Genomic DNA, 21,335 nt, shown 5'->3' with positions numbered 1-21,335 from the left:
ACACCTCTAAGCTTAACGATTGCAGGGCGTTACCACTGCCAGTTGAGGGTGGCGAACAGGCTGCGCCCGTCACCCAGGCTGCCATCTGGTCGATACCACACGTTGTCGCCCAGGTTGGCGAGGCGCAGTGCAGTATCAATCGCAGGGGTGATTTGCCAGGCAAGGTGTACGTCGTGCAGGCCATAGCCGGGCAGGTGTTCATCGTCGCCCTGCTTATCAAAGGATTGGGCAAAACGACCCTGCCAGCCGATCCGCACCGTGCTGTTATAAAGCGCAACCTCACCGCCCAGCGTCATTTCCAGGGGTGTTTGGCTGCCGAGGGCCTCGCCGCTATCGCGATCTTTGCCGGATACTTCTGATAGACCGGCAAAGCTGGTGAGCATAGGGAAGGCGCTCGGCTGCCAAGTAAGACGTGCGTCATAGCCCCATAGCTGGGCCCGCTGTACGTTTACGGCCTGAGTCGTACCCGCCATGATATCGACCTGAGTATCGATGAAGTCGTCGGCACGGGTGTCGAAGTAGCTGGCACGCACTTGCCAGTCGCCTTGATGCCATACCACGCCACTTTCCCAGGTGCGGCTGGTTTCGGGGGAGAGGCTAGGATTGGGAATCCAGTAGTTGTCGGGCGTACAGAAAAATGGCCCTGCACAGAACCCGGCAAAGTGGCGCTCGTTAGCGTAAAGCTCGGAAAGGCTGGGTGCGCGGAAAGCTTCGGCGTAGCCTGAGAACAGCATCAAGGAGTCGTCAGGTCGCCAGGCAAGACGCAAGCGCGGCGACACTTGGTCGTGCACGCTGTCGGCATCGTTTTGACCGCTGGCGTCATAGCGGTCGTAGCGCGCACCCAGGCCGACGTCAAACTCTCCCGCACCGCCTTCTGCTAAATAGCGGCCTGCCGTAAGCGTGGTATCAAGATAGGCCGACTGGGTATCGATATCAGCCTTAGGGAAACCATTTGCTTCACCGTCAGGCCGCTGGCGGGCTTGCTCCAGCTCTGCACCAAACACCAGCGTTTGTGAAAGCCAGCCGTGATCGATGCGGTGATAGCCGTCGCTCTGCAGGCCGACCCGTTCAAGGGTACGGCTAGCCTGTGGCTCGTCAATATCCTGTTGGCTAAAGGTAAGCTGTGAGGTGATGTCAGTGGCACCGCTTGGCTGCCAGCGGTGGCCCAGCTGGACGTTGTTGCTTTCCACATCGCGGTCGCGAAGCGGATTGCTGGCATCGGTTGAGCGCTGCTGCGGGTTGGCGGGCTGGGTGGCGCGTTCATCATAATGTTGCCAGCTGATAAACACTCGTTGTTCGTCATTTGGCTCCCAGCCGCCTTTGAGCAGCAGGCTATTGAGGCTGGCGTCCTCTTCGGCGTCATCGCCACCAGCGCGGCGTATATCGCCGGATTCGCTGCGACCCACAGAAAATAGCCCGTCCACTGGCCCGTTAGCCGTGTCACGGCGACCAAACGCCGTCAGGCTGCCACGTAGTTCGTCGCTGGCCGTTGCTCCGCCAAGGGAAAGACGTACCCCGCTATTTTCACCGGGGGCTAACAGGTCGCTGGCCTCCACGCTGGTAAAACTGACCACACCGCCCATGGCGTTGCTGCCGTAGAGGCTAGACAGCGCGCCGCGGGCAACCTGCACTTCTTGAATCAGCGCTGGGTCGAGGAAGAAATTACCCACATGACCCGTGGAAATATCCTGGCGAACGCCGTCTAGGCGCACTAGCACACCATTTCTTCCGAAGCCACGCATACTCAGCGTTTGGCCGTTACGGCGGCCTTGGCCAGCCACATGCAAGCCAGGCTGGCGGCTCAGTACGTCTTCAACGCGGCTCGCGGTGGCAAGCGTGGCATCTTGGCGGTCGATGATGTCGATCATCAGCGGTGCGCGGGAAAGATCCGTCGGTGCGCGGGTGCCTGTTACCGTCACGGGGGCTAAGTCCGTGTTATTAGCGTAGGCGGGCAGTAGAGGAAGTAAGCTAAGGCAAAGGCCTAACGTGTGCGTGGGTTTCATGGGCCAGACAGTTCCAACAGAAAGTGATGGAGAATGTTGCTGGCTGGGTGCGATGGGCTACCTGGCTGGCTAAAGAGGTAATAGGTAAGCGATTATTTCATAAGGCTTATGCTGTTAAGATCAGCTTGCCGCTTTTCGTACGGCGCAGCACATAGCGCCGCTGCTCATGATAAATCACCAGCTGACCGTCTTGATCAAGTAGCGCCTGACTGCTCACCTCGCGGGGTGCGCTAGGCGAGCCTTGTGAAGCGGTGAATTGTTTCCGGGGCTGCATGAGAGCATGTTTCCTGCGTTAATGATAAGCGTTATCATTAATCTAGCAGGTTCGCCTACTTCTCTCAACCACTATGTATGGGTTCGTTAACAGTGCCCTCACTGTGGACAGGCAGTTGCGTGTCGACAAAAGGGTATAAAGCGGCCCCATAAAAAAAGGGGCACAAGGCCCCTTCTGCTTTAATGCCGCCGAGACGCTTGATCCATCTAAGGTAAAACGACAGACGTTGCCTGGGAGCTGTCTACCGCATCCGCCAGCATTTCGGCGGTAATGGCAGAAAGCGTCCAGCCCAGGTGGCCGTGGCCGGTGTTGTAGAACACCGTCGGTAGTTTGCCGGGGCCAACTTTGGGCAGCATGTTGGGCATCATCGGGCGCAGGCCTGCCCAGGGCACAACCCGCTGGGTGCTAACACCCGGGAAGCACTCTTCTACCCACCGGATGAGCGGCTGAATGCGGTCGTTACGAATATCGCGGTTTGCGCCGTTAAATTCAGCGGTACCGGCGATGCGGAAGCGATCGTCACCCAGGCGGCTGGTGACCAGCTTGGTTTCGTCATCCAGCAGGCTGACGGTGGGCGCTGCCTGCTGCGAGGCTTCATCATCCAACTGTACGGTGATGGAGTAGCCTTTAACCGGGTAAATGTTCACCCGGTCGCCTAGCTTCGCGGCAATCGCGCGACTGCCTATACCGGCGCATACCACAACGCTGTCAAAGCTTTGGCGGATGGTTTCGTCATCCACCGCCGCCGTCACCCAGGCACCGTTTTCATCCGCGCCGATATCCGTAATCTGATGGCCGTAATTAAGCGTTACGCCGCGCTTGGCAGCTGCTTGGGCGAGACCGTTGGTGTACTTGTGGATGTCGCCCGTAGCGTCGCTTTCAGTAAAAAAGCCGCCGTAGTAGCTGCCCGCAAGCGTAGGTTCAATGGCCCGCATTTCATCGGGGGTGACTGCCCGGCGCTCAAGCCCGCCTTTGCTGAGCAGTTGCGATACCTTGGCGGCGTGGTCGTAGCCCGCTTTATCGCGGTAAATATGCAGAATGCCTTTCTGCTTTACATCGAAGTCGATCTGCTCGTCTTTCGCCCACTGAAATAAGTGCTCTCGGGCTGCGATGGCTAAGCGAGTAGTTTCTGTGGTGTTATCGGCATAGCGGGGAATGGCGGCGATAAACTCAGCAAACCAGCTCAGCTTATGCCAGCTCGGTCGAGGATTGACCAGCAGCGGCGCGTCGTTTTTCAACATCCAACGCATACCTTTAATCACTGTTGGCCAGTGATTCCACACTTCTGCGTTCGAGGCCGATAGCTGCCCGCCGTTTGCAAAAGAGGTTTCCATCGCCGCATAGCGGTGTTTTTCAAAAACGGTGACATCAAAGCCGCGTTTGGCGAGGGCGTAGGCACTGGTAATACCGGTAATGCCACCGCCGATGACTGCAATGCGTTGCATGAGTTTCTCCACAGATTGTATGAGCGTCGGGCGATACCCCCAGCCGTGAGTTGGCTAGGCGTACCCCTTCCGTCATGGAACCTGAGAGATTCACGCCGCTGATACGGCGCTTGCTCCTTCGGTGGGCTGAGTGACGCAGTCATCAACCGCTCTTCGGAACGTACTGGTAACGATGTTTGCCGTCGCGGTCCGTTGGCCTGAGAGTTTCCGGGGTCGTTGCTCCTTCGGCGCTGGTGTCGGGCACCAGTCTCTCCCGCGATGACAGATTTAGACGTTGTAACGCGTTAAAGGGTTCATGGGAATAAGGCTAACGTCGTAGAGAGTGGGCAGCATTGCTTTGCCAGGGGGGAGATTTTGGTCGAAAATGCCCCACACCTTACAGCGATGGACGAGACGCATGCAGGCAAACGGATTTTTTAGTGAAGCAGGACAAGTCATTGGCGATATCATTCGCGCGGTCGTCGAGTTTTTACTGGCGATATTTACCAATTTCTTCGGCGCGCTTGAGGACTTTGTCGATGGGCTGAGCCAGTCTCTGGGTATCAACGCCTCATTTTTCAGTATTCTCGTGCTCCTGGTTGGACTGTGGCTGTTGTGGCGCGGTGTCCGTGCGCTGCTGCGAGGCTCCTTGCTGGGCGCCATTGTGCGTATTGTGTTGGCGCTGGTTATCCTGTCGTGGCTGATGGTGTAGCTGCCCGGCCGCCTAGCCATGCTTGGGCAATACCGCTGGCCAGCACCAGCGAGCACCCGGCCAGTTGAAGCGGTGTGAGCACTTCACCAAACATGCTCCAGCCAAAGATCACCACGGCCACCGGCTCGCAGTAGGCTAGCGTGCCGTAAAGAGCGGTAGGCAGCCGGTTAATGGCCATAACCGCGCACAATAGCGCTAAAAAGCCCGGGACCAAGCCAGCCGCCAATAGCCAAGGCCACTGCCAGGACGCGGCGGTTAGCCCGTCGGGCTGCCATAGGGCAAACGGAAGGATCGCCAGCGCTCCCACCATCAGCTGCCAAAAGGCACAGGTGCGATCATCTAAGTGACTGGGTAAGCGTCGGTTGGTGAGTATAAAACCGCTGTAGGCCAGCATGGCCGCCAGGCCAAACCCCATTCCAATCACGTCTTGGCGATCTTCTAGGTTAAGGCGAAACTCTTGCATCATGGCAAACCCAAACAGTGCCAACCCGATTAACCCCACCTGTTGGGGCGTCAGGCGTTCGGCAAACAGCGTATGCGCGATCACGGCAGCAAAAATCGGTGCGAGATACACCATTAAAATAGCGTTGGCCATTTGGGTGTAGTTCATAGCCTGCACGTAAAAGAGTATGAATGCGGCTAAGAACAGCCCACTAAGCACGACATGGCGCCCCGGCAGCGCTTTAAGCGTTGCCTGGCGTCTCGTCAGCACTAAGTAAATGAGTAAGAACGCGGCTCCTAGACCCAGGCGATAAAAGGTAATGCTTTCGGCACTCAGTCCGGTAATGCGCGAGATGACGCCAATGGTCGCCATACCCACGGCGGCGACGACGGCAAGCACTAAACTCGACGGGGCGATAAGGGGAGAGCTGGCATTAGGCATTGGCGGTTTTATCATCCGTGACGTGTGTGTGAAAACGTTTCATTAGCGCATGATGCATTGTCATTTGCTTATTTGAGACATTTTGACATCATTTGCACTCTTTTTGTGCAGAGAGAGTGCAATGAAAACCTATCTTGGCAAGATGCGAGGAGAGCCAACGGCGCGCCGCCGCGTTGGCTGGCAAGATGCCTGCTGGTCGTGGCTGGGCGCCTTTACTGGCATGGCTCTTATAGGCTGGCTTAGCACTGCTTGGCTTTCACAGCAGCTGTTAATTGTGGGCTCCTTTGGGGCAACGTCGGTGTTGATTTATGCCGCCCCTGAAAGCCCGTTCGCCCAGCCAAGCCATGTGCTGTTTGGTAGCGTGCTCTCGGCCTGTGTAGGCGTTGGCTGTTACCAGTTGCTGGGTGCCACGCCTCTCTCGATGGCTTTAGCAGTGTCGCTTTCTATATTAGTGATGCAGCTCACCCACACCGTGCACCCGCCAGGGGCTGCCGCTGCGCTGATTGCGGTCGCGGGTGGGGCGAGTGTGCATAAGCTGGGCTGGTGGTATCCGCTCATACCCATTGGTGCTGGATGCGTCGTTATGCTGATAGTGGCTATTTTGGTGAATAATTTAGCGCGCCATCGTCGTTATCCGCGCTATTGGTAACGATATAGCCGCTTTTCAATGGCGAAAACGTGCGCATCTTCTGTTTCTAGCTCGCGTAACGCTTGGGCTAAGTTCAGTAAATAGGCTCTGTTCGAGCCGCTTGGGCCGTGTGCGTGGGCAATTTGGTAGGCGATATCCTCCAGCGGCGCATCGCCTAAAAAAGCAGGGTTATCTTCAGTGGCTAAGTAAATTAACCCCTCGATTTGAGTCTTGCCCACCTGCGCTTCACCATGCTCCCCTAGAAACGTGAGCGGTACTTTTTCACGCAGGTAGCCGTTTTTCTCCCGCACATCCAGCGGTGCCAACACGTCCGGCGTAATGCGGTACGCCATGCCATGGCATACGGCCCCTTGGTCGCGAATTAGCGTTGCGACTCGGCCCGGTGCGTCCAGCGTGCCACGGTGGTCGTGGGAGCCTTGCCAAAAACGCCGCGCCCAGCCGGTAATATAGGCGGGTCTGCGTTCCAAATACTCGAAATCAGCCTTCCAGATTAGCGAGCCGTAACCAAAAAGCCAGATATCGGTATGGCCGTCGAAGAAGTTTCTTTGCTGGTTTAAAGCAGTGGTATCAAGCAACATAAGCGATCTACATTTGTGACCAAAGTGGCTGCACGCGCATGGCGTTAACGGTGGTTCATCATCCGGGTTATACAATTGATTTACCAGCCAATCACCCCTTTCCTATGGAAAAATTCCGGGTGCTCAGGCAGCAACTTGGTGAACAGTCGTTAGCATGCCGCATTGAGTGGCTGACGCCTGAGCCTGCACCCATTAATACACTTGCCCGGGTGCATACCCGCGATTATCTGAATGCTTTTTTGCAGGGCCGTTTAGAGCGTGCTGCCGAACGGCGCAGTGGGTTTACCTGGTCGGCGGCGCTAGTGGAGCGTGTGCGGCTAGAAACCGGCGGTACCCTGCTTACGTTAGAAGCTGCCTTGGCCACCGGGCTGGCCTGTAATTCAGCCGGGGGAACGCACCATGCCCACGCCGATGCCGCCAGCGGTTATTGCCTGATTAATGATCTTGCCGTGGCCGCTGCCCATGCCCTGGCGCTAGGGTGGGTAGAGCGGGTGTTGATCGTGGACTGTGATGTTCATCAAGGCGATGGTACCGCTCGGCTATTTGTGAACGTGCCCGGCGTGTTTACCTTTTCCATGCACGCCGCGCGTAATTTCCCCGCCCGCAAGGCCACAAGCGATTTGGACGTTGCGCTGCCTAATGGGATGGGCGATGACGCCTACCTCGCCGAGCTTGCGTCACGGCTGCCGGGAATCCTGGCCGCCTATCAGCCAGATGTCGTGCTGTACGACGCGGGCGTTGATGTTCACCAAGATGATCGTCTGGGCTATTTAGCGTTAAGCAACCAGGGGCTGTATGCCCGCGACCATTATGTGCTCAGCTGCTGTCGCGATGCGGATATTCCCGTGGCGGCGGTGATCGGCGGCGGCTATGACCGAGATATTCATGCACTGGCCGGGCGCCACGCCCAGTTGCACCGCGCGGCAGCGGATGTGTTGATGACGAACGCTTAAATTCAGCTGTAATAGGAAACCTAATGCGCGCTATTTTTCTGGTCGATAACGGCTCTTTAAGACCCCAGGCAACCCATAACCTGCGCCGAGTGGCGCTTGAGCTTAGCCACCTGCTAGGCGAAACCGTGCAGGCGGCTTCGCTGCTGCACTCCAATAAAATCCCCCCTGAAGAGGTCGGCGGCATCCCTGCGATTACCCTTGGGCCGGCCGCTGAACGCAGCGCTGAGCAGGGGGCGACAGAGATTATTGTGCTGCCGTTCTTCTTTGGGCCAAGCAAAGCCCTAACGGGTTATTTGCCAGAGCGCATGGCCGCGCTACAGGCGCGTTTTCCCCATGTCAGTGTTCGTGTGGCCCAGCCGCTGGTGGATGAACGGGGGAATAACGACCTGCGTTTAGCCAAGCTGTTGGCCGATAACGTGCGCGAAAAACTCCAAGCGGGCACAGCGCCACAGGTGGCACTGGTGGATCACGGCAGCCCGATCCCTGAAGTGACGGCCGTGCGCAACCGCTTGGCAGGACAGCTAAGCGTACTATTAGGTGATGAAGTGCGCTGCGTGGCGGCGGCGTCTATGGAGCGCCGTGAAGGCGATGAGTACCGCTTTAACGAGCCGCTGTTGGAGCATTTGCTGGATACCCCCGAGTTCAGCAGCGGGGACGTGGTGCTGGTGATGCTGTTTCTCTCGCCTGGTCGGCATGCGGGCGAAGGTGGCGATATCGCCGACATTTGCGCCGCCGCTGAACAGCGCCATCCAGGGTTGATTGTAACCACCACAGCGCTGGTGGGTGAGCACGCGGGCATCGTCGAGATACTGCACGCGCGACTGCAACAAGCGCTTGATGGTGAACGCTTTCTTCTCGAACTCCCGGCACTACATCACGATGCTAGGTAGGCGGAAGGTGTAACGCCGCCCAAAGGCGCGTAGAATCGCGGGCCTTTGAACGCGCAATTACACTGTTAACCAGGGCTCACATCTTGATCGCAACCGCCAATATCACCATGCAGTTTGGGGCTAAGCCCCTGTTTGAAAATGTTTCCGTCAAATTTAATAACGGCAATCGCTACGGTTTGATTGGCGCCAATGGTTGCGGTAAATCCACCTTTATGAAAATTCTTGGTGGCGAGCTGGAGCCCTCCTCCGGGCAGGTGATGCTGGATAGCAGCACTCGGCTGGGTAAACTGCGCCAGGATCAATTTGCTTATGAGAACGAGCGGGTCATCGACACCGTTATCATGGGCAACGCTGAGCTGTGGAAAGTGGCCGCCGAGCGTGAGCGTATCTATTCGCTACCCGAAATGAGCGAAGCGGACGGCATGGCGGTGGCAGATCTTGAAGTACGCTTTGCCGAGCTTGACGGTTACACCGCCGAGTCTCGCGCAGGGGAGCTACTGCTGGGCCTAGGCATTCCCATTGAGCAGCATACCGGCCCCATGAGTGAAGTCGCCCCCGGCTGGAAGCTTCGGGTACTGCTGGCCCAGGCGCTGTTTTCCGACCCGGACGTGCTGCTGCTTGACGAGCCTACCAACCACCTGGATATCAACACGATTCGCTGGCTGGAAGAGATTCTGAAAGCGCGCAGCAGCACCATGGTGATTATTTCCCACGACCGCCACTTCCTGAACAGCGTTTGCACGCATATGGCGGATCTGGATTACGGGGAAATTACCCTGTTCCCCGGCAACTACGATGACTACATGACCGCCGCCACCGCTGCCCGCGAGCGTCAGCATTCGGATAACGCCAAGAAAAAAGCCCAAATTGCCGAGCTGCAGCAGTTCGTCAGCCGCTTCTCAGCCAACGCCTCCAAAGCGAAGCAGGCCACTTCACGGGCGCGCCAGATCGATAAAATCAAGCTGGAAGATATCAAGCCCTCAAGCCGAGTTAGCCCGTTTATTCGCTTTGATCAAAACAAGAAGATCCACCGCAATGCCGTGAATGTGGATGCCATTACCAAAGGCTACGACGGTGAGAAACCGCTTTTTGAGCGTTTCTCGATGACGGTGGAAGCGGGTGAACGTATTGCGATTATCGGCCCCAACGGCATTGGCAAAACCACCCTGCTGAAAACCCTGGCGGGCGATTTGCACCCCGATGCCGGTGAGGTGAAGTGGACCGATGCGGCGGAAGTGGGCATGTTCGGCCAAGACCATACCGATGACTTTCCTGTTGATGCCACGCTGTTTGAGTGGATGAGCCAGTGGACCAAAGGCGGCGAGCAAATAGTGCGCGGCGCGTTGGGGCGGATGCTGTTCTCCAGCGATGACATTGGTAAATCGGTGAAGGTAATTTCCGGTGGCGAGCAGGGGCGGATGCTGTTTGGCAAGTTAACGCTCACCAACCCCAACGTGCTGTTAATGGATGAGCCGACCAACCATTTGGATATGGAATCCATCGAAGCACTTAACCTAGCGCTGGAAAACTACCCCGGTACGCTGATGTTCGTTAGCCACGACCGAGAGTTTGTTTCAAGCCTCGCCACCCGCATTATCGATATGCAGCCGGACGGCATTGTTGATTTCAGCGGTAGCTACGACGACTACCTGCGTAGCCAAGGCGTCGTATAAGTTAGCCAATGATTTGGGCGTAGGTCGATTCGCTGGCTGGTTTTCGGTCAGCGTCTAGCATGTCGCCGCTGAACGTCTCGTTCATCTCTTTGGCGAGCTCTACATAAACGTGCATCTGCTGATTGCGGCGTTTACGTAGCGGCGGCTTCACCAGCAGGCTAACGCCGCGAATTGGCTCATGGCTCTCTCCACGGAGTAAGTCGGGCATCTCGCCAGGCGGAAAGGCGTTGGCGACGGTGATCGGGTTAGACGCCTGCTGACCATCAATCAAAAACACTTTTTTGATAGCGTCAAAGCGGGCGTTCTTGCTCCGTAACCACTCGGTTAAGCGCTCATCGGTCGTGTCATCAGGCTGAGAAAAAATGACGAACAGTGAGTGCTGCGTTACTTTTTTGGTCTGTTTTGGCATTGGCGGTGTTTCCGGTGCCTGCGCTGGCTCGGCCGGTGATGGTTTTGGCGCCATAGGAGCTGCCGCCGCTACTTTCTCTCTTGCGCGGCGACGTCTTGGTAACACGATATATACGAAAATTGCTGTTGCCAGTATGCCTAAAATCAGCGAGGCAAATGCAAGTAAAACAGGAAGAGACGTGTCGTTCATTCGTTTGAACCCTATTGGTTGGCGCCTAGGCCTTATTGAGTCTCAAAATGGATGTGTTAAGCACTAACGCAAGCGCTACCCAGAGCCAATAAGGCACCATCAACCCAGCGGCTAGTGCGCTTACATTAACAAACAATCCTATTGTTAGCGTAATTAAACCCAGCAGTAGCACAATATCGACCAGTGCTGCATCAATTTGCTTTCGGCCAAAGAATAACCATGACCACGCCGCATTAGCCGCCAGTTGCAGGCCATACACAATAAGGCCCGCAGTACGAAGCGGCGACGCATCGGCCATGTATACCCGCCAAGCGGCGATCGCCATTAATAGATACAGAACCCCCCACGCAATAGGAAATGCGATATCCGGGGGAGTCCAGCGGGGTTTACGTAGCTCGCGGTACCAGTTATCGGGGCGAAAGCGTGCACCGGTGGTAGCTGTGATGCCGACCAGCAGCAGCGATATCAGTAATGCCAACAGCGAACTTAGCATGCTTCATCCTAATGTTAAAACGAAAGAATCAACAGCCTAGCAGCGTTTTAATGCTTTTTGTCATAAAGAGTGGGGAATAAAAAAGCACCACCGAAGTGATGCTTATCTTTATAAATCTTAGCGCTTTAAACGTCGTTTAGTCGATACGATCATAGCCGTTATTCATAAAAGGATAGTCAGTGTAGCCTTTTTCGTCACCACCATAGAAGGTTTCAGGGTTTGGCTTAGCTAGTGGTGCGTTAATCCGAAAGCGTTCAACTAAATCAGGGTTAGCGATGTAGGGGCGACCAAAAGCCACGGCATCCGTGGTGTTATCGCTAATCCTTGCTTCCGCGTGCGCTGCGTCGTAATTGCCGCAGTAAATCAGGCTGCCGTTAAAGCGTTCACGCATTTGCTTACGAAAGCCATCAGGGAAAGTGATATCGCCACCGGCCCAGTTGGGTTCGTTCAGGTGCAGGTAGGCAAGGCCACGCTGAGACAGCTGCTCTGCCATGTAGAAGGCCATGGCCTCCGGCTCGTCGTCGGTTAAGCCAAAGAGTTCAATAAACGGTGTCATACGAATGCCAACGCGGTCGGCACCGAAAATCTCAACCACTGCATCGACGACTTCTAGCGGGAAGCGGGCGCGATTTTCCAGCGAGCCACCATACTGGTCGGTACGCTTATTGGTGCCGGTGGCTAAAAACTGGTTCAGCAGGTAGGCGTTAGCCGCGTGGACTTCCACCATGTCAAAGCCTGCGCGTTTGGCACGAATGGCGGCTTGGCGGTAGTCATCGACAAGGCCGGGGATCTCATCGGTTTCCAGTGCTCGGGGCGTGCTGGTGGGGTGCTGGCCTGCGGTGCCATCTTCAAACTCGACAAAGCACTGGGCGCCTTCGCCTTTCAGCGCGCTAGGCGCGACCGGCTGCTGTCCATCAGGTTGCACCATCTCATGGGATACACGGCCTACGTGCCAAAGCTGCAGCGCGATACGGCCACCCTTGGCATGCACTGCGTTCACCACACCTTTCCAGCCGGCTTCCTGCTCATCCGTCCAAATGCCAGGGGTGTATACATAGCCGCGTGCAGTGGGTGAGATGTTGGTTGCTTCGCTGATAATCAACCCTGCGCCGGTGCGCTGGCCGTAATAGGCTTCTTGCATTGTGCCCGGCACGCTGTCGGGTGTGCGTGAGCGAGTCAGCGGCGCCATAATCACGCGGTTTGGGATCGACAAGCTGCCAAGCTGGAGAGGGGAAAGCAGCGTTTCATACGCCATTGGGCAAACTCCTTTTACATCGTCTTTTGTCTGAGCATGGTAGAAAGTTATTTAGAGTAGACCAGTTTACTACAAAATACCAAGGGCTGTCATAGGCGTAACGGAGAACACCGTTCAGCAAGGTCACGCTAGCTACCTGTTCAGTGTGCAAAATTATCTAGATAAATAGCTTGTTTGATTGATGCGTATCAATTAGGTGGATTTAGCTAATAGATGATGAGGCGTAAAATGGTAGCTCTGCACATACATACCACCCGCCATGCGCTTAAGCGCCGAGAGCTACTATGTTGAGAATGACAATTAAAAAACGCCTGACGTTAATGGTTATCGTTATGCTAGTGCTGATGTTGATCATTGGTGCGTTGGGCTTTAGCGGAATGGTCTCTTCTAACCGCGCAGTGGATACCATCTACCAAGAGAATCTGCGCGATACGCAGCGTATTGCTCAGCTCAATGAACACTCTAAAGATATGATTATGGAGCTGTCGCTTGCGGGCCAGCATGACCCGTGGCTAAGCGTTAGCGGACTGCATGACCATTCCGTGCAGATGCACATGGACAATATTGTCCAAAATATCTCGCAGATCGACACCATCTGGCATGCCTTCTCTGACACCCAGATGTCTGCCGAAGTAGAGGCATTAGCGGCGCGTTTTCGCGAAAGCTATCAGCAGCTGTTAGTGACGGTAGCTCCCACGATGCCACTCTACTCATTGGGTAACTACGATGAGGCCAATGAGATGGCGTTTACTCAGGCGTTGCCAGCATACCGCCAGATGAATGCCGTCTTACATGAGTTGATTGAGCAAGAAGAGCGCGAGGCGCAGGCAGGTTATGAGAGCGCTGTGTCACGGGCTGGCTTAATGAGGAACTTAATGCTGGGAGCATTAATGGTCGCTGTAGTGCTAGCGGGCATACTTAGCTGGCTGCTTATTCAGCGTATTCTGCAGCCGCTTGCTCAAGCCCGCCAGCATTTCCATGCCATGGCCGAAGGTGACCTGACCCAGACAGTTCGACATACCCAGCGTGATGAAATTGGCGACATGCTCAGTGAGCTAGGGGATATGCAGGGCAAGCTGCAGGGGTTGATCGGCAGTATCCAGGCGTCAGCAGGTGCCATTTCTAGCGCTTCAGGACAAATTTCTGCGGGCAATATCGACCTTTCCCAGCGTACTGAGCAGCAGGCTTCAAGCCTTCAGGAAACCGCTGCCAGTATGGAGCAGGTGGCCGCGACGGTAAAAAATAATACCCAGCACACCGGCGAAGCCAATGCGCTTGCCCATACGGCCAGCCGTTCGGCGAGCTACGGCGGCGAAAAAGTCAAAGAAGCCGTCAATAAAATGGATGAACTCAACAGTAGTTCGGAAAAAATTAGCGGTATCGTCTCGCTAATCGACGGTATTGCGTTCCAAACCAATATTCTTGCATTAAATGCGTCAGTTGAAGCCGCCCGTGCGGGGGAGCAAGGGCGCGGTTTTGCGGTGGTAGCGCAAGAAGTTAGGAGTTTGGCGCAGCGCAGTGCTGATGCAGCTAAACAGATTCAGACCCTGATTGCTGAGAACAACCAAGTGGTTGAACAGGGAAGCGATCTGGTGAAAGCCGTTGGCGATTCCATGTCACAGATCGTCATGAACATCGGTAAAGTCTCCGATCTTATGGAGGACGTTAGCCGTGCCTCCGACGAGCAGACATCCGCCATCGATCAAATGAGCATTGCGATTAACCAGATGGATGATGTCACTCAGCAAAACGCATCACTGGTTGAGCAAACCGCGACGGCATCGGCCTCGCTGGAAGAGCAGGCCAGTGACCTGGCTAGCGCGGTGGCCTTCTTCAAAGTGGCTGACGGCCAGCCGTCTCTCTCTGCTCCGCAGAGCCTGGCTTCTCCGCAAGAAAAGCACGCGCGTTTTGCCGCCACGCCTTCGTACACTCAGAATAAGCCCGTAAAAAAAGCCAAGGCAACCGTAGATGAGTGGGAAGAGTTCTAGCACGTTGCCACTAGCGCCGTTGCCATGGCCAGCGGCGCTTAACGGGCGTGTCGATTTGTCCGATGGCGCTGGTTAGCGGAAGCATGATAGCGCTGAGCTGGCGGTAACAGGTGGCGCTACTCATCACGCCGGGACACTGTTTAAGCAGCAAGTCGCACTGCTGGGAGGCGATAAAGAGCTGCTCCACAATCTCAGGCGTGAACAGTGGCTTGGCCTGCTGGCAGCAGCGGGTTAGCTCTCGGGAGAGCATTGAGAGCATACTGGTATCTAGCCAACAGGGCAGCGGGTCTTCAAGCCGACCGGCAATCGAGTGCTGAACGGCTTCAAATGATGTGCGTAAAAACAGCAGGGTTTGACGAAGCTGGCGCTGTTCACTGGTCATGTAACGTCCCTTTACCTCAACGGCTCTTTATCTATTAAGGTGTTGGCTAAAAAAGAGAGTGTTTCTCATTTGCATTTGTAGAGAAGATAGCTTTCCCTAATCTCGGTGTCAATCAGAGGCTATGAGCGAGCAGGCGTATCGCTTGCCTGATAGAGCTGCCAATCGTTGTTGGTAAGCGGCTTGGCACCCTGTTCGGTTACAACGACGGTATCGCTCAAGCCAACGCCCCACTGGCCGGGCACCCGCAGGCACAGCGGTAGATGAAACACCATGCTGGTTTCAAATGTGCGCGTTTGGCCTTTAGCGATGTACCCCGTGCCCTCTACCCAACTAGGCGGAAACTGCGCCCCCACGGCGTAGCCAAACACCCCGGAGAAAAACAGCTGGTCGCGGGTTGGAGCCAGCAGTGCATCTGCCGCCTTCGCGGCATCATCAAAGGTGTTGCCCGGCTTCATATGGCTGCACAGTGACTCGAACAGCGAGCGGCACAGGTCGCGGGTGGCGGTTAGTTGCGCGTTAGGTTTTCCTGTCACGGCGGTGCGCATCATGGGTGCGGTATAGCGCTGGTATGCTGCACCGAACTCTAAAAAGACCGGCTCGTTGGCCTGAATAACGCGGCGCTTATGGTTAACGTGAATCACCCCGATGCGCTGCCCGCTGGTCACGATAGGCTGCAGACTCATGAATTCACTGCCGTTTTTGAGCAGTGCTTCAGCACCTATGGCGGCAATGTCGTTATCGGTCATGCCGGGGTGAATGGCGGTGATAGCCGCGTCTAAACCGGCGGCGGTAATGCGAGCGCTCTCTTTGAGCATCTCAAGTTCGGCGCTACTTTTCACAATGCGAATCGTATCGAGCAGGTCACCTGCTTCACAGAATCGCTCTTTACCTACCTCATCGGTTAATGCGTTCATCACGCCGAACCGCAAACCACTGCTCCAGCCATCGATGCCAATGTGCTTGCAAGGAATTAACAGGTCGGCCAGCGGCGTGATGATTTCATCCAAATTTTCCCATCGGTAACCAATGATTTCATCAACACGGGCAGTGACCACTGCCGCTCCTGTTTCAATAGAGGCGACCTGGAGAACGAGTCTCTCCTGGGTACACACCAAGCAAGCATGCACCGACACCTCAAAGGTGTGATAGCCGGTCAGGTAGTTAATATCGGCGGGGTCGGTGAGCAGCAGCGCATCCAGCCCGCGCTGGGCCATGGCGTAGCGCACCTTGTCTAGGCGCGTTTGGTATTCAGCCGGCGCAAAGGGCAGCTCACTTTGGGAGAGCGTTTCGGCAAGGGCTTCGCGGTAGTGGTGGTAATCCATGGCGACCTCCAGCGTTAGGTAAGGTCAGTATAGGCAGCCCTCCAATGTGTGCTGTGGTCTTTCTCAACGTTAATGTATGCGCTTCATGAAGCCCTTAACTACGACAAAACGGCCATACCTGATAAAAGCGGCGGCATTGAAACTCTGCTTCGCAGCTGTTGAGTTGGGCTTGATAGCGGTTAGCTCGTGCCGACACTTGGCTGCCCGCTCTCAGTACGTGAGGTTTATTACGGTAGGTGCCCCGCTGGTAGCCGCCAGCGCCCTCATGATAAGCGTAATAGAGGTGTTCGGGGTTGCTAAGCGAAATGCCGGTTTGGGCGCGGGTGCGAGTGTTGTACCAGCCAATAAAATCGGTGGCGTGCTTCATATGGGTACGCCGTGCAAAGGTGCTGCCTGCCTGCTCCCGGTATTCGCCCCAAACCGGGTCTTGTGCTTGGGCGTAGCCTTTCGCTGAAGAGGGCCGTGGGCCAGGAATAAAGCCCAAGTAGTATTTGCGGTCGGGGCGCACATGGCTGCGAAACGAGGACTCCTGCTGGATAAACGACATCTGCGTGGCGATAGGTGTGCCCCATTTCTCTTCTGATTCTCGGGCATAGTCATACCAACTGGGTTGCTCACGGAATATTTCGCAGATATTGCTTTGATCCTGCGGCGGGTTAGGCGCAAAGGTGGCGCAGCCGGAAACAAGCAGTACGGCACACAGCGCTATCGTTAGACGAAGCGTCGTGAGGGGCACCGAATTATCAACAGGGTGACGCATGGCAAAATCCTTGTGAATACGTTCTTATGACTTCATTTTTATAAATAGATATAAAGTGTAAGGCCCAATCGTTCCTAAGCCTACCTTGTTTAGCGTAGTAGTGACTCTAAGCAGCGGCGCAGCCGCTGGGCTTCACGCGCTAACGTCTCTCCCGACAGCATGCCTACACCCACGACTAATCCCGTCCGAGGGTCCGTTTCAGCGCACACGGGGCTGAGTGGACGAACAATCAAATGCTCTTTGAGCAACGCTTGGGCAAGCGCCACATCATTAACTTCGGACACAAACTCAACGCACAAGCTGATCGCGCTAGTCGGGGGCGATACGCTCCGCACCTTGGGCAGGGAGCAAAGCTGGTCGTGCAGCACCTGCTGCCGACCTAAATAGTCGCGCTGGATGCGGCGACACCAGGCGTCTAAGTCACCATCGGAAATAAACTGTGCCAGCACGGCCTGATCCAACATGCGTCCTTCGCGAAACAGCTCGCTGCGCAGGCGGTTCATCGGGCCTGCCAAGTGGCGTGGCACCACCAAATAGCCAAGCCGCAGGCCGGGAAACATCATTTTAGAGAACGAGCCTACCAGTAAATGGCGTTCCGAGTGGGGATCAAACAGCAGGTTAGTGTGATCGTCGCCGGTGAATTCGTAATCGTCTTCAACGATATAGGTGGGCGATAACGCATCGCAAAACTGCTGCTTATGAGCGGCGCTGGTGGGCACGCTGAGCGGGTAGTGATGAGAGCCGGTCAAGTACGCGAGGGCAATGTTACCGGTCGTTTGCGGTAGAGCATGCCCGCTATCAGGAAACCAAGGCACCATCTCAATCGTTAAGCCCGCGGCGGTAAACACATTGCGTGCCCCCCAATAGCAGGGCGATTCCATGGCCACGGTGTCATCCACATCGGCCAATGCCATGGCGCATAGCTCAATGCCGTTATGGGTACCATCGGTAATGATGATCTGCTCAATATCACAATGAATGTTGCGCCAGCGTGCCAGAAACTCATGAATTGCGCGCTTAAGCGGCCCATAACCGCCGGTGGAATACGACAGCAACAACGCATTTTGCGGCACTGTGACACTGGCATAGAGCTGGCGCCACTTGCGCATTGGAAACTGGGCGATATCCGGTATGCCAGGCACAAAAGCACCGCTTTGCACCGTGCTTGCCCCTGGCCATCGCAATACTTTTTGAGCGCGTTTTGAAAGCTGAACGCTGGTTGATGTGGGCGCGACAGACGCCTCTTTCTTACAGCTCCAAGTGCCCTTGCCATGAAACGTCGTCAGTAAACCTTCTTCAATCAGCGATCCAATGGCACGAGACAGTGTGTGTCGAGCAACGCCCAACGTGACTGCCAGCTGCCGGTGTGACGGCAGGCGAGTTTGGTTCGGCCACGCCTGGGTGACCGCCTGCCTCAAGGCTTGCTCTAAACGTACCTGTTTACTCAAACGCTCTGGTTGCTGCGCATAGCGTTTTACAAGCTGCTGTAACACGTCCTGGCAATCCATTCGTATCCTCTTACCGTCACGATGCTCCCCGTTTCGCTAGTAAAACAGAAAAGTGGTCTGGTTGAACGGAAAAGTGGTGCATTCGCCTGCCGACACATTACTGCTAGCGTGCAGGTCATATTGTCAACCAGGAGAAAGTCATGAGCTTTATCGAAAAGTGGTTACACGATGCCGTACCCACCCTGGTGGGTGACGAGTGGCGCAAGGGCCAGCAGACCTATGCCGTCGATAACCCCGCTACCGGTGAGACGATTGCCCGCGTTGCCGATTTAGGTGCTGATGACGCCTGCGACGCCGTGGCCGCCGCGTATGCCGCTGGGCCAGCCTGGCGAGCAACACCAGTGAAACAGCGCTCGGCTTTGCTGCGCCGCTGGTTTGAGCTGATCAATGAGCATGCCGACGACCTTGCCCGCTTGATGACGTTAGAGCAGGGCAAGCCCCTGGCAGAAGCCAAAGGCGAAGTGACCTATGGCGCCTCATTTATTGAGTTCTTCGCCGAAGAAGCCAAGCGCATGGCCGGGGAAACCCTGCCCAGCCACGGTGCCGACAAGCGCCTGCTGGTACTGCGCGAGCCGGTAGGCGTGGTGGCCGCGATTACCCCGTGGAACTTCCCGCTGGCGATGATTACCCGCAAGTGCGCTCCGGCCCTGGCCGCAGGCTGCACCGTGGTGATCAAACCTGCTGAAGCCACGCCGCTGACCGCGTTGGCCGCTGCCTACTTGGCGCTGGAAGCGGGCCTGCCCGCAGGCACTATCAACGTGGTTACTGCCTCTAAACCCGCCGCCGTGGGCGAGGTGCTCACCACCGACCCTCGGGTGCGCAAGGTGTCGTTTACCGGTTCCACCCCGGTGGGCAAACACTTGCTCGCCCAGTGCGCCAGCACGGTCAAGAAAACCGCCATGGAGCTGGGCGGCAACGCGCCGTTTATCGTGTTTGATGACGCTGATGTCGACGCCGCTGTAGAAGGGGCGATTGCCTCAAAATTCCGCAACGCCGGGCAAACCTGTGTGTGCACCAACCGTTTCCTGGTGCAGGACGGTGTTTACGATGCCTTCGTCTCTAAGCTCACCGAGCGCGTGAACGCACTGAAGGTAGGCGACGGCCTGGCCGACGGCAGCATCATTGGCCCGCTGATTAACCAAGCGGCGGTGGAGAAGGTGCAGCGCCACGTCGACGACGCAGTGAATAAAGGTGCGCGGCTGCTGTGTGGTGGCAAGCCCCATGCCGCGGGTGAACGCTTCTTTACCCCCACGGTATTGGCGGATGTGACCACTCAAATGGCCGTGGCCGATGAAGAGACGTTTGGCCCGGTCGCGCCGGTGTTCCGCTTCCAGCGCGATGAAGAAGCCATCGCCATGGCCAACGACACCCCGTTTGGCTTGGCCGCCTACTTCTACGCCACGGATTACCGCCGCATCTGGCGCACCATGGAGCAGCTGGAGTACGGCATGGTGGGCGTGAACGAAGGGCTGATCTCCACCGAGCTTGCGCCGTTTGGCGGCGTGAAAGAGTCCGGGCTGGGCCGCGAAGGTTCCCACCACGGGTTAGATGAATTTACCGAACTGAAGTACATCTGCGTAGGCGGCCTGTAAAGAGAACGATGATGACTAACCAAGAATTGAACGACCTGAAAAACCGCTTCGTGGCCAACGGTGCCGCCACGCCGACCACCCAGTTTGCCGAGCGCGCTGAAAACGCCGAACTGTGGGACGCCGACGGCAAACGCTGGATCGACTTCGCGGGCGGCATTGGCGTGCTCAACCTGGGCCACCGCCACCCGAAAATCGTTGCCGCCGTTGAAGCGCAGCTCAAGAAAGTCATGCACACCAGCGCAGCGGTGATTTCCTACGCGCCCTACGTGCAGCTGTGCCAAAAACTCTGCGAACTCACCCCGGTACGCGGCCCCGAGCGCAAAGCGATGCTGGTGAACACCGGTGCCGAAGCGCTGGAAAACGCCGTGAAGATCGCCCGCGCCGCCACTGGCCGCACCGGCATCATCACCTTCGACGGCGCTTTCCACGGCCGCACCATGATGACCCTGGCCATGACCGGCAAGGTGCTGCCCTACAAGAACGACTTCGGCCCGATGCCGGGCGACGTGTTCCGCGCACCGTTCCCCAACCCGCTGCACGGCATCAGCGAAGAAGCCTCGCTGAACGCCATTCGCACGCTGTTCAAAACCGATATCGCCCCGCACCGCACGGCGGCCATCGTGATTGAGCCGGTACAGGGCGAAGGCGGCTTCTACATCGCCTCCCCGGATTACCTGAAAGCGCTGCGTGCCCTGTGCGACGAGCACGGCATTCTGCTGATCGCCGATGAGGTGCAGTCCGGCTTTGCCCGCACCGGCAAGCTGTTTGCCCTAGAACACAGCGGCATCGAAGCGGACATTCTCACCACCGCCAAGAGCCTCGCCAACGGCATGCCGCTTTCTGCGGTGGTCGGCACCGTCAAGGTGATGGACGCCTCCGGCCCCAACTCCCTGGGCGGCACCTACAGCGGCAACCCGCTCTCCTGCGCGGCGGCCCTGGCGGTAATCGAGGCCATCGAAGAAGAGAACATCCTGGCCCGCAGCGAGCAGATGGGCAAAATGCTGGCCGAACGCTTCGCAGTCTGGGAAGAGCGCTTCCCCGCCGTCGCCCACGGCCGCCAGCTCGGCGCCATGGCCGCGTTCGAACTGCTTAACCGCGACGGCAAGCCCGACCCGCAAATGACCGGCGCGCTCTGCGCCAAAGCCCGTGAGAAAGGTCTAATCCTGCTTTCGTGTGGTTTCTACGGCAACAGCATCCGCATTCTGGTACCGCTGACGGTGTCGTCTGCGGTGTTGGAAGAGGGACTGAGTATTATTGAGGAGTCGTTGGAGGCGTTGAGTTAGTAGCCTTCTAAGCGGCACTAAGCCCGCCCATCGTCAGGTAGCGTAAGCTGTTGGCGGTGGGCGGGTTTTTTGTGAGTTGAAATAATGAAGCTTATACTGTCATTTTCTCTAAGCG

Annotated in this window: 20 protein-coding genes and 2 riboswitches; of the genes, 8 read left to right on the top strand and 12 right to left on the bottom strand. The window is 56.6% G+C overall.

What is annotated here, in order from left to right:
- Positions 1 to 29 precede the first annotated feature (29 nt).
- The 3 genes from LG301_RS15050 to LG301_RS15040 all read right to left on the bottom strand — a co-directional run bounded on the left by LG301_RS15050 (position 30) and on the right by LG301_RS15040 (position 3,722).
- Positions 30 to 2,003, bottom strand: coding sequence for a TonB-dependent receptor domain-containing protein (locus tag LG301_RS15050; protein WP_404471966.1), 1,974 nt, complete (start codon positions 2,001 to 2,003; stop codon positions 30 to 32).
- A gap of 106 nt (positions 2,004 to 2,109) precedes the next feature.
- Positions 2,110 to 2,277: a hemin uptake protein HemP gene (hemP, locus tag LG301_RS15045; protein WP_263067097.1), complete on the bottom strand. Its 168-nt coding sequence runs from the start codon at positions 2,275 to 2,277 to the stop codon at positions 2,110 to 2,112.
- Between the two features lie 206 nt (positions 2,278 to 2,483).
- Positions 2,484 to 3,722, bottom strand: coding sequence for a D-amino acid dehydrogenase (locus LG301_RS15040; RefSeq protein WP_404471965.1), 1,239 nt, complete (start codon positions 3,720 to 3,722; stop codon positions 2,484 to 2,486).
- A 59-nt stretch (positions 3,723 to 3,781) separates the two neighbouring features.
- Positions 3,782 to 3,889, bottom strand: a riboswitch (glycine riboswitch).
- Between the two features lie 8 nt (positions 3,890 to 3,897).
- Positions 3,898 to 3,988, bottom strand: a riboswitch (glycine riboswitch).
- 131 nt (positions 3,989 to 4,119) lie between these two features.
- Between LG301_RS15040 and LG301_RS15035 the strand changes: the two genes are divergently transcribed.
- Positions 4,120 to 4,413 (top strand): hypothetical protein, encoded by a 294-nt coding sequence (locus tag LG301_RS15035; protein WP_404471964.1) that lies wholly within the window; start codon positions 4,120 to 4,122, stop codon positions 4,411 to 4,413.
- Here the strand turns inward: LG301_RS15035 and LG301_RS15030 are convergent.
- Positions 4,388 to 5,296, bottom strand: coding sequence for a DMT family transporter (locus LG301_RS15030; RefSeq protein ID WP_404471963.1), 909 nt, complete (start codon positions 5,294 to 5,296; stop codon positions 4,388 to 4,390). The genes LG301_RS15035 and LG301_RS15030 overlap by 26 nt on opposite strands.
- A gap of 121 nt (positions 5,297 to 5,417) precedes the next feature.
- Here LG301_RS15030 and LG301_RS15025 point away from each other — a divergent pair, with 121 nt between their 5' ends.
- Entirely contained in the window at positions 5,418 to 5,945 is a 528-nt protein-coding gene (locus LG301_RS15025; RefSeq protein WP_404471962.1) for an HPP family protein, read from the top strand.
- Here LG301_RS15025 and LG301_RS15020 read toward each other — a convergent pair.
- On the bottom strand, positions 5,936 to 6,523 hold the full coding sequence (locus tag LG301_RS15020; RefSeq protein ID WP_404471961.1) for a gamma-glutamylcyclotransferase: 588 nt from the start codon (positions 6,521 to 6,523) through the stop codon (positions 5,936 to 5,938). The two genes, LG301_RS15025 and LG301_RS15020, sit on opposite strands and share 10 nt — an antisense overlap.
- A 38-nt stretch (positions 6,524 to 6,561) precedes the next feature.
- On the opposite strand from LG301_RS15020, the gene LG301_RS15015 reads away from it, so the two are divergent.
- The 3 genes from LG301_RS15015 to LG301_RS15005 all read left to right on the top strand — a co-directional run bounded on the left by LG301_RS15015 (position 6,562) and on the right by LG301_RS15005 (position 10,039).
- Complete coding sequence (locus LG301_RS15015) at positions 6,562 to 7,476, top strand: histone deacetylase (protein WP_404471960.1); 915 nt, start codon at positions 6,562 to 6,564, stop codon at positions 7,474 to 7,476.
- A gap of 23 nt (positions 7,477 to 7,499) precedes the next feature.
- Complete coding sequence (locus tag LG301_RS15010; RefSeq protein ID WP_404471959.1) at positions 7,500 to 8,366, top strand: sirohydrochlorin chelatase; 867 nt, start codon at positions 7,500 to 7,502, stop codon at positions 8,364 to 8,366.
- Between the two features lie 83 nt (positions 8,367 to 8,449).
- Positions 8,450 to 10,039 (top strand): ABC-F family ATPase, encoded by a 1,590-nt coding sequence (locus LG301_RS15005; RefSeq protein WP_404471958.1) that lies wholly within the window; start codon positions 8,450 to 8,452, stop codon positions 10,037 to 10,039.
- Between the two features lies 1 nt (position 10,040).
- Here LG301_RS15005 and LG301_RS15000 read toward each other — a convergent pair whose 3' ends face one another.
- The 3 genes from LG301_RS15000 to LG301_RS14990 all read right to left on the bottom strand — a co-directional run bounded on the left by LG301_RS15000 (position 10,041) and on the right by LG301_RS14990 (position 12,385).
- On the bottom strand, positions 10,041 to 10,637 hold the full coding sequence (locus tag LG301_RS15000; protein WP_404471957.1) for a cell division protein ZipA C-terminal FtsZ-binding domain-containing protein: 597 nt from the start codon (positions 10,635 to 10,637) through the stop codon (positions 10,041 to 10,043).
- A gap of 25 nt (positions 10,638 to 10,662) precedes the next feature.
- Positions 10,663 to 11,130: a TspO/MBR family protein gene (locus LG301_RS14995; protein WP_404471956.1), complete on the bottom strand. Its 468-nt coding sequence runs from the start codon at positions 11,128 to 11,130 to the stop codon at positions 10,663 to 10,665.
- A gap of 136 nt (positions 11,131 to 11,266) precedes the next feature.
- Positions 11,267 to 12,385: an alkene reductase gene (locus tag LG301_RS14990; RefSeq protein WP_404471955.1), complete on the bottom strand. Its 1,119-nt coding sequence runs from the start codon at positions 12,383 to 12,385 to the stop codon at positions 11,267 to 11,269.
- A gap of 284 nt (positions 12,386 to 12,669) precedes the next feature.
- Between LG301_RS14990 and LG301_RS14985 the strand changes: the two genes are divergently transcribed.
- The gene (locus LG301_RS14985; protein WP_404471954.1) at positions 12,670 to 14,373 is read left to right on the top strand and encodes a methyl-accepting chemotaxis protein; all 1,704 of its coding nucleotides are present in this window, start codon (positions 12,670 to 12,672) and stop codon (positions 14,371 to 14,373) included.
- Between the two features lie 10 nt (positions 14,374 to 14,383).
- Here the strand turns inward: LG301_RS14985 and LG301_RS14980 are convergent, their stop codons facing one another.
- The 4 genes from LG301_RS14980 to LG301_RS14965 form a co-directional block, all read right to left on the bottom strand.
- Positions 14,384 to 14,755: a hypothetical protein gene (locus LG301_RS14980; protein WP_404471953.1), complete on the bottom strand. Its 372-nt coding sequence runs from the start codon at positions 14,753 to 14,755 to the stop codon at positions 14,384 to 14,386.
- 119 nt (positions 14,756 to 14,874) lie between these two features.
- Positions 14,875 to 16,077 (bottom strand): M24 family metallopeptidase, encoded by a 1,203-nt coding sequence (locus LG301_RS14975; protein WP_404471952.1) that lies wholly within the window; start codon positions 16,075 to 16,077, stop codon positions 14,875 to 14,877.
- 94 nt (positions 16,078 to 16,171) lie between these two features.
- Entirely contained in the window at positions 16,172 to 16,837 is a 666-nt protein-coding gene (locus LG301_RS14970) for a lysozyme-like domain containing protein (RefSeq protein ID WP_404471951.1), read from the bottom strand.
- An 89-nt stretch (positions 16,838 to 16,926) separates the two neighbouring features.
- On the bottom strand, positions 16,927 to 18,345 hold the full coding sequence (locus LG301_RS14965) for a PLP-dependent aminotransferase family protein (protein WP_404471950.1): 1,419 nt from the start codon (positions 18,343 to 18,345) through the stop codon (positions 16,927 to 16,929).
- 140 nt (positions 18,346 to 18,485) lie between these two features.
- Between LG301_RS14965 and LG301_RS14960 the strand changes: the two genes are divergently transcribed.
- The gene (locus LG301_RS14960; protein ID WP_404471949.1) at positions 18,486 to 19,937 is read left to right on the top strand and encodes an NAD-dependent succinate-semialdehyde dehydrogenase; all 1,452 of its coding nucleotides are present in this window, start codon (positions 18,486 to 18,488) and stop codon (positions 19,935 to 19,937) included.
- A gap of 11 nt (positions 19,938 to 19,948) precedes the next feature.
- Positions 19,949 to 21,220 carry a 4-aminobutyrate--2-oxoglutarate transaminase gene (gabT, locus tag LG301_RS14955; protein ID WP_404475289.1) on the top strand — a complete coding sequence of 424 codons (1,272 nt, stop codon included), beginning with the start codon at positions 19,949 to 19,951 and terminating at the stop codon, positions 21,218 to 21,220.
- The last annotated feature ends 115 nt before the right edge of the window (positions 21,221 to 21,335 follow it).

This window comes from Vreelandella venusta, assembly GCF_044809155.1.
GTDB lineage: Bacteria > Pseudomonadota > Gammaproteobacteria > Pseudomonadales > Halomonadaceae > Vreelandella > Vreelandella venusta_B.
The sequence above is the reverse complement of the archived record's forward strand: the minus strand, read 5'-3'. Positions and strand labels throughout refer to the sequence as shown.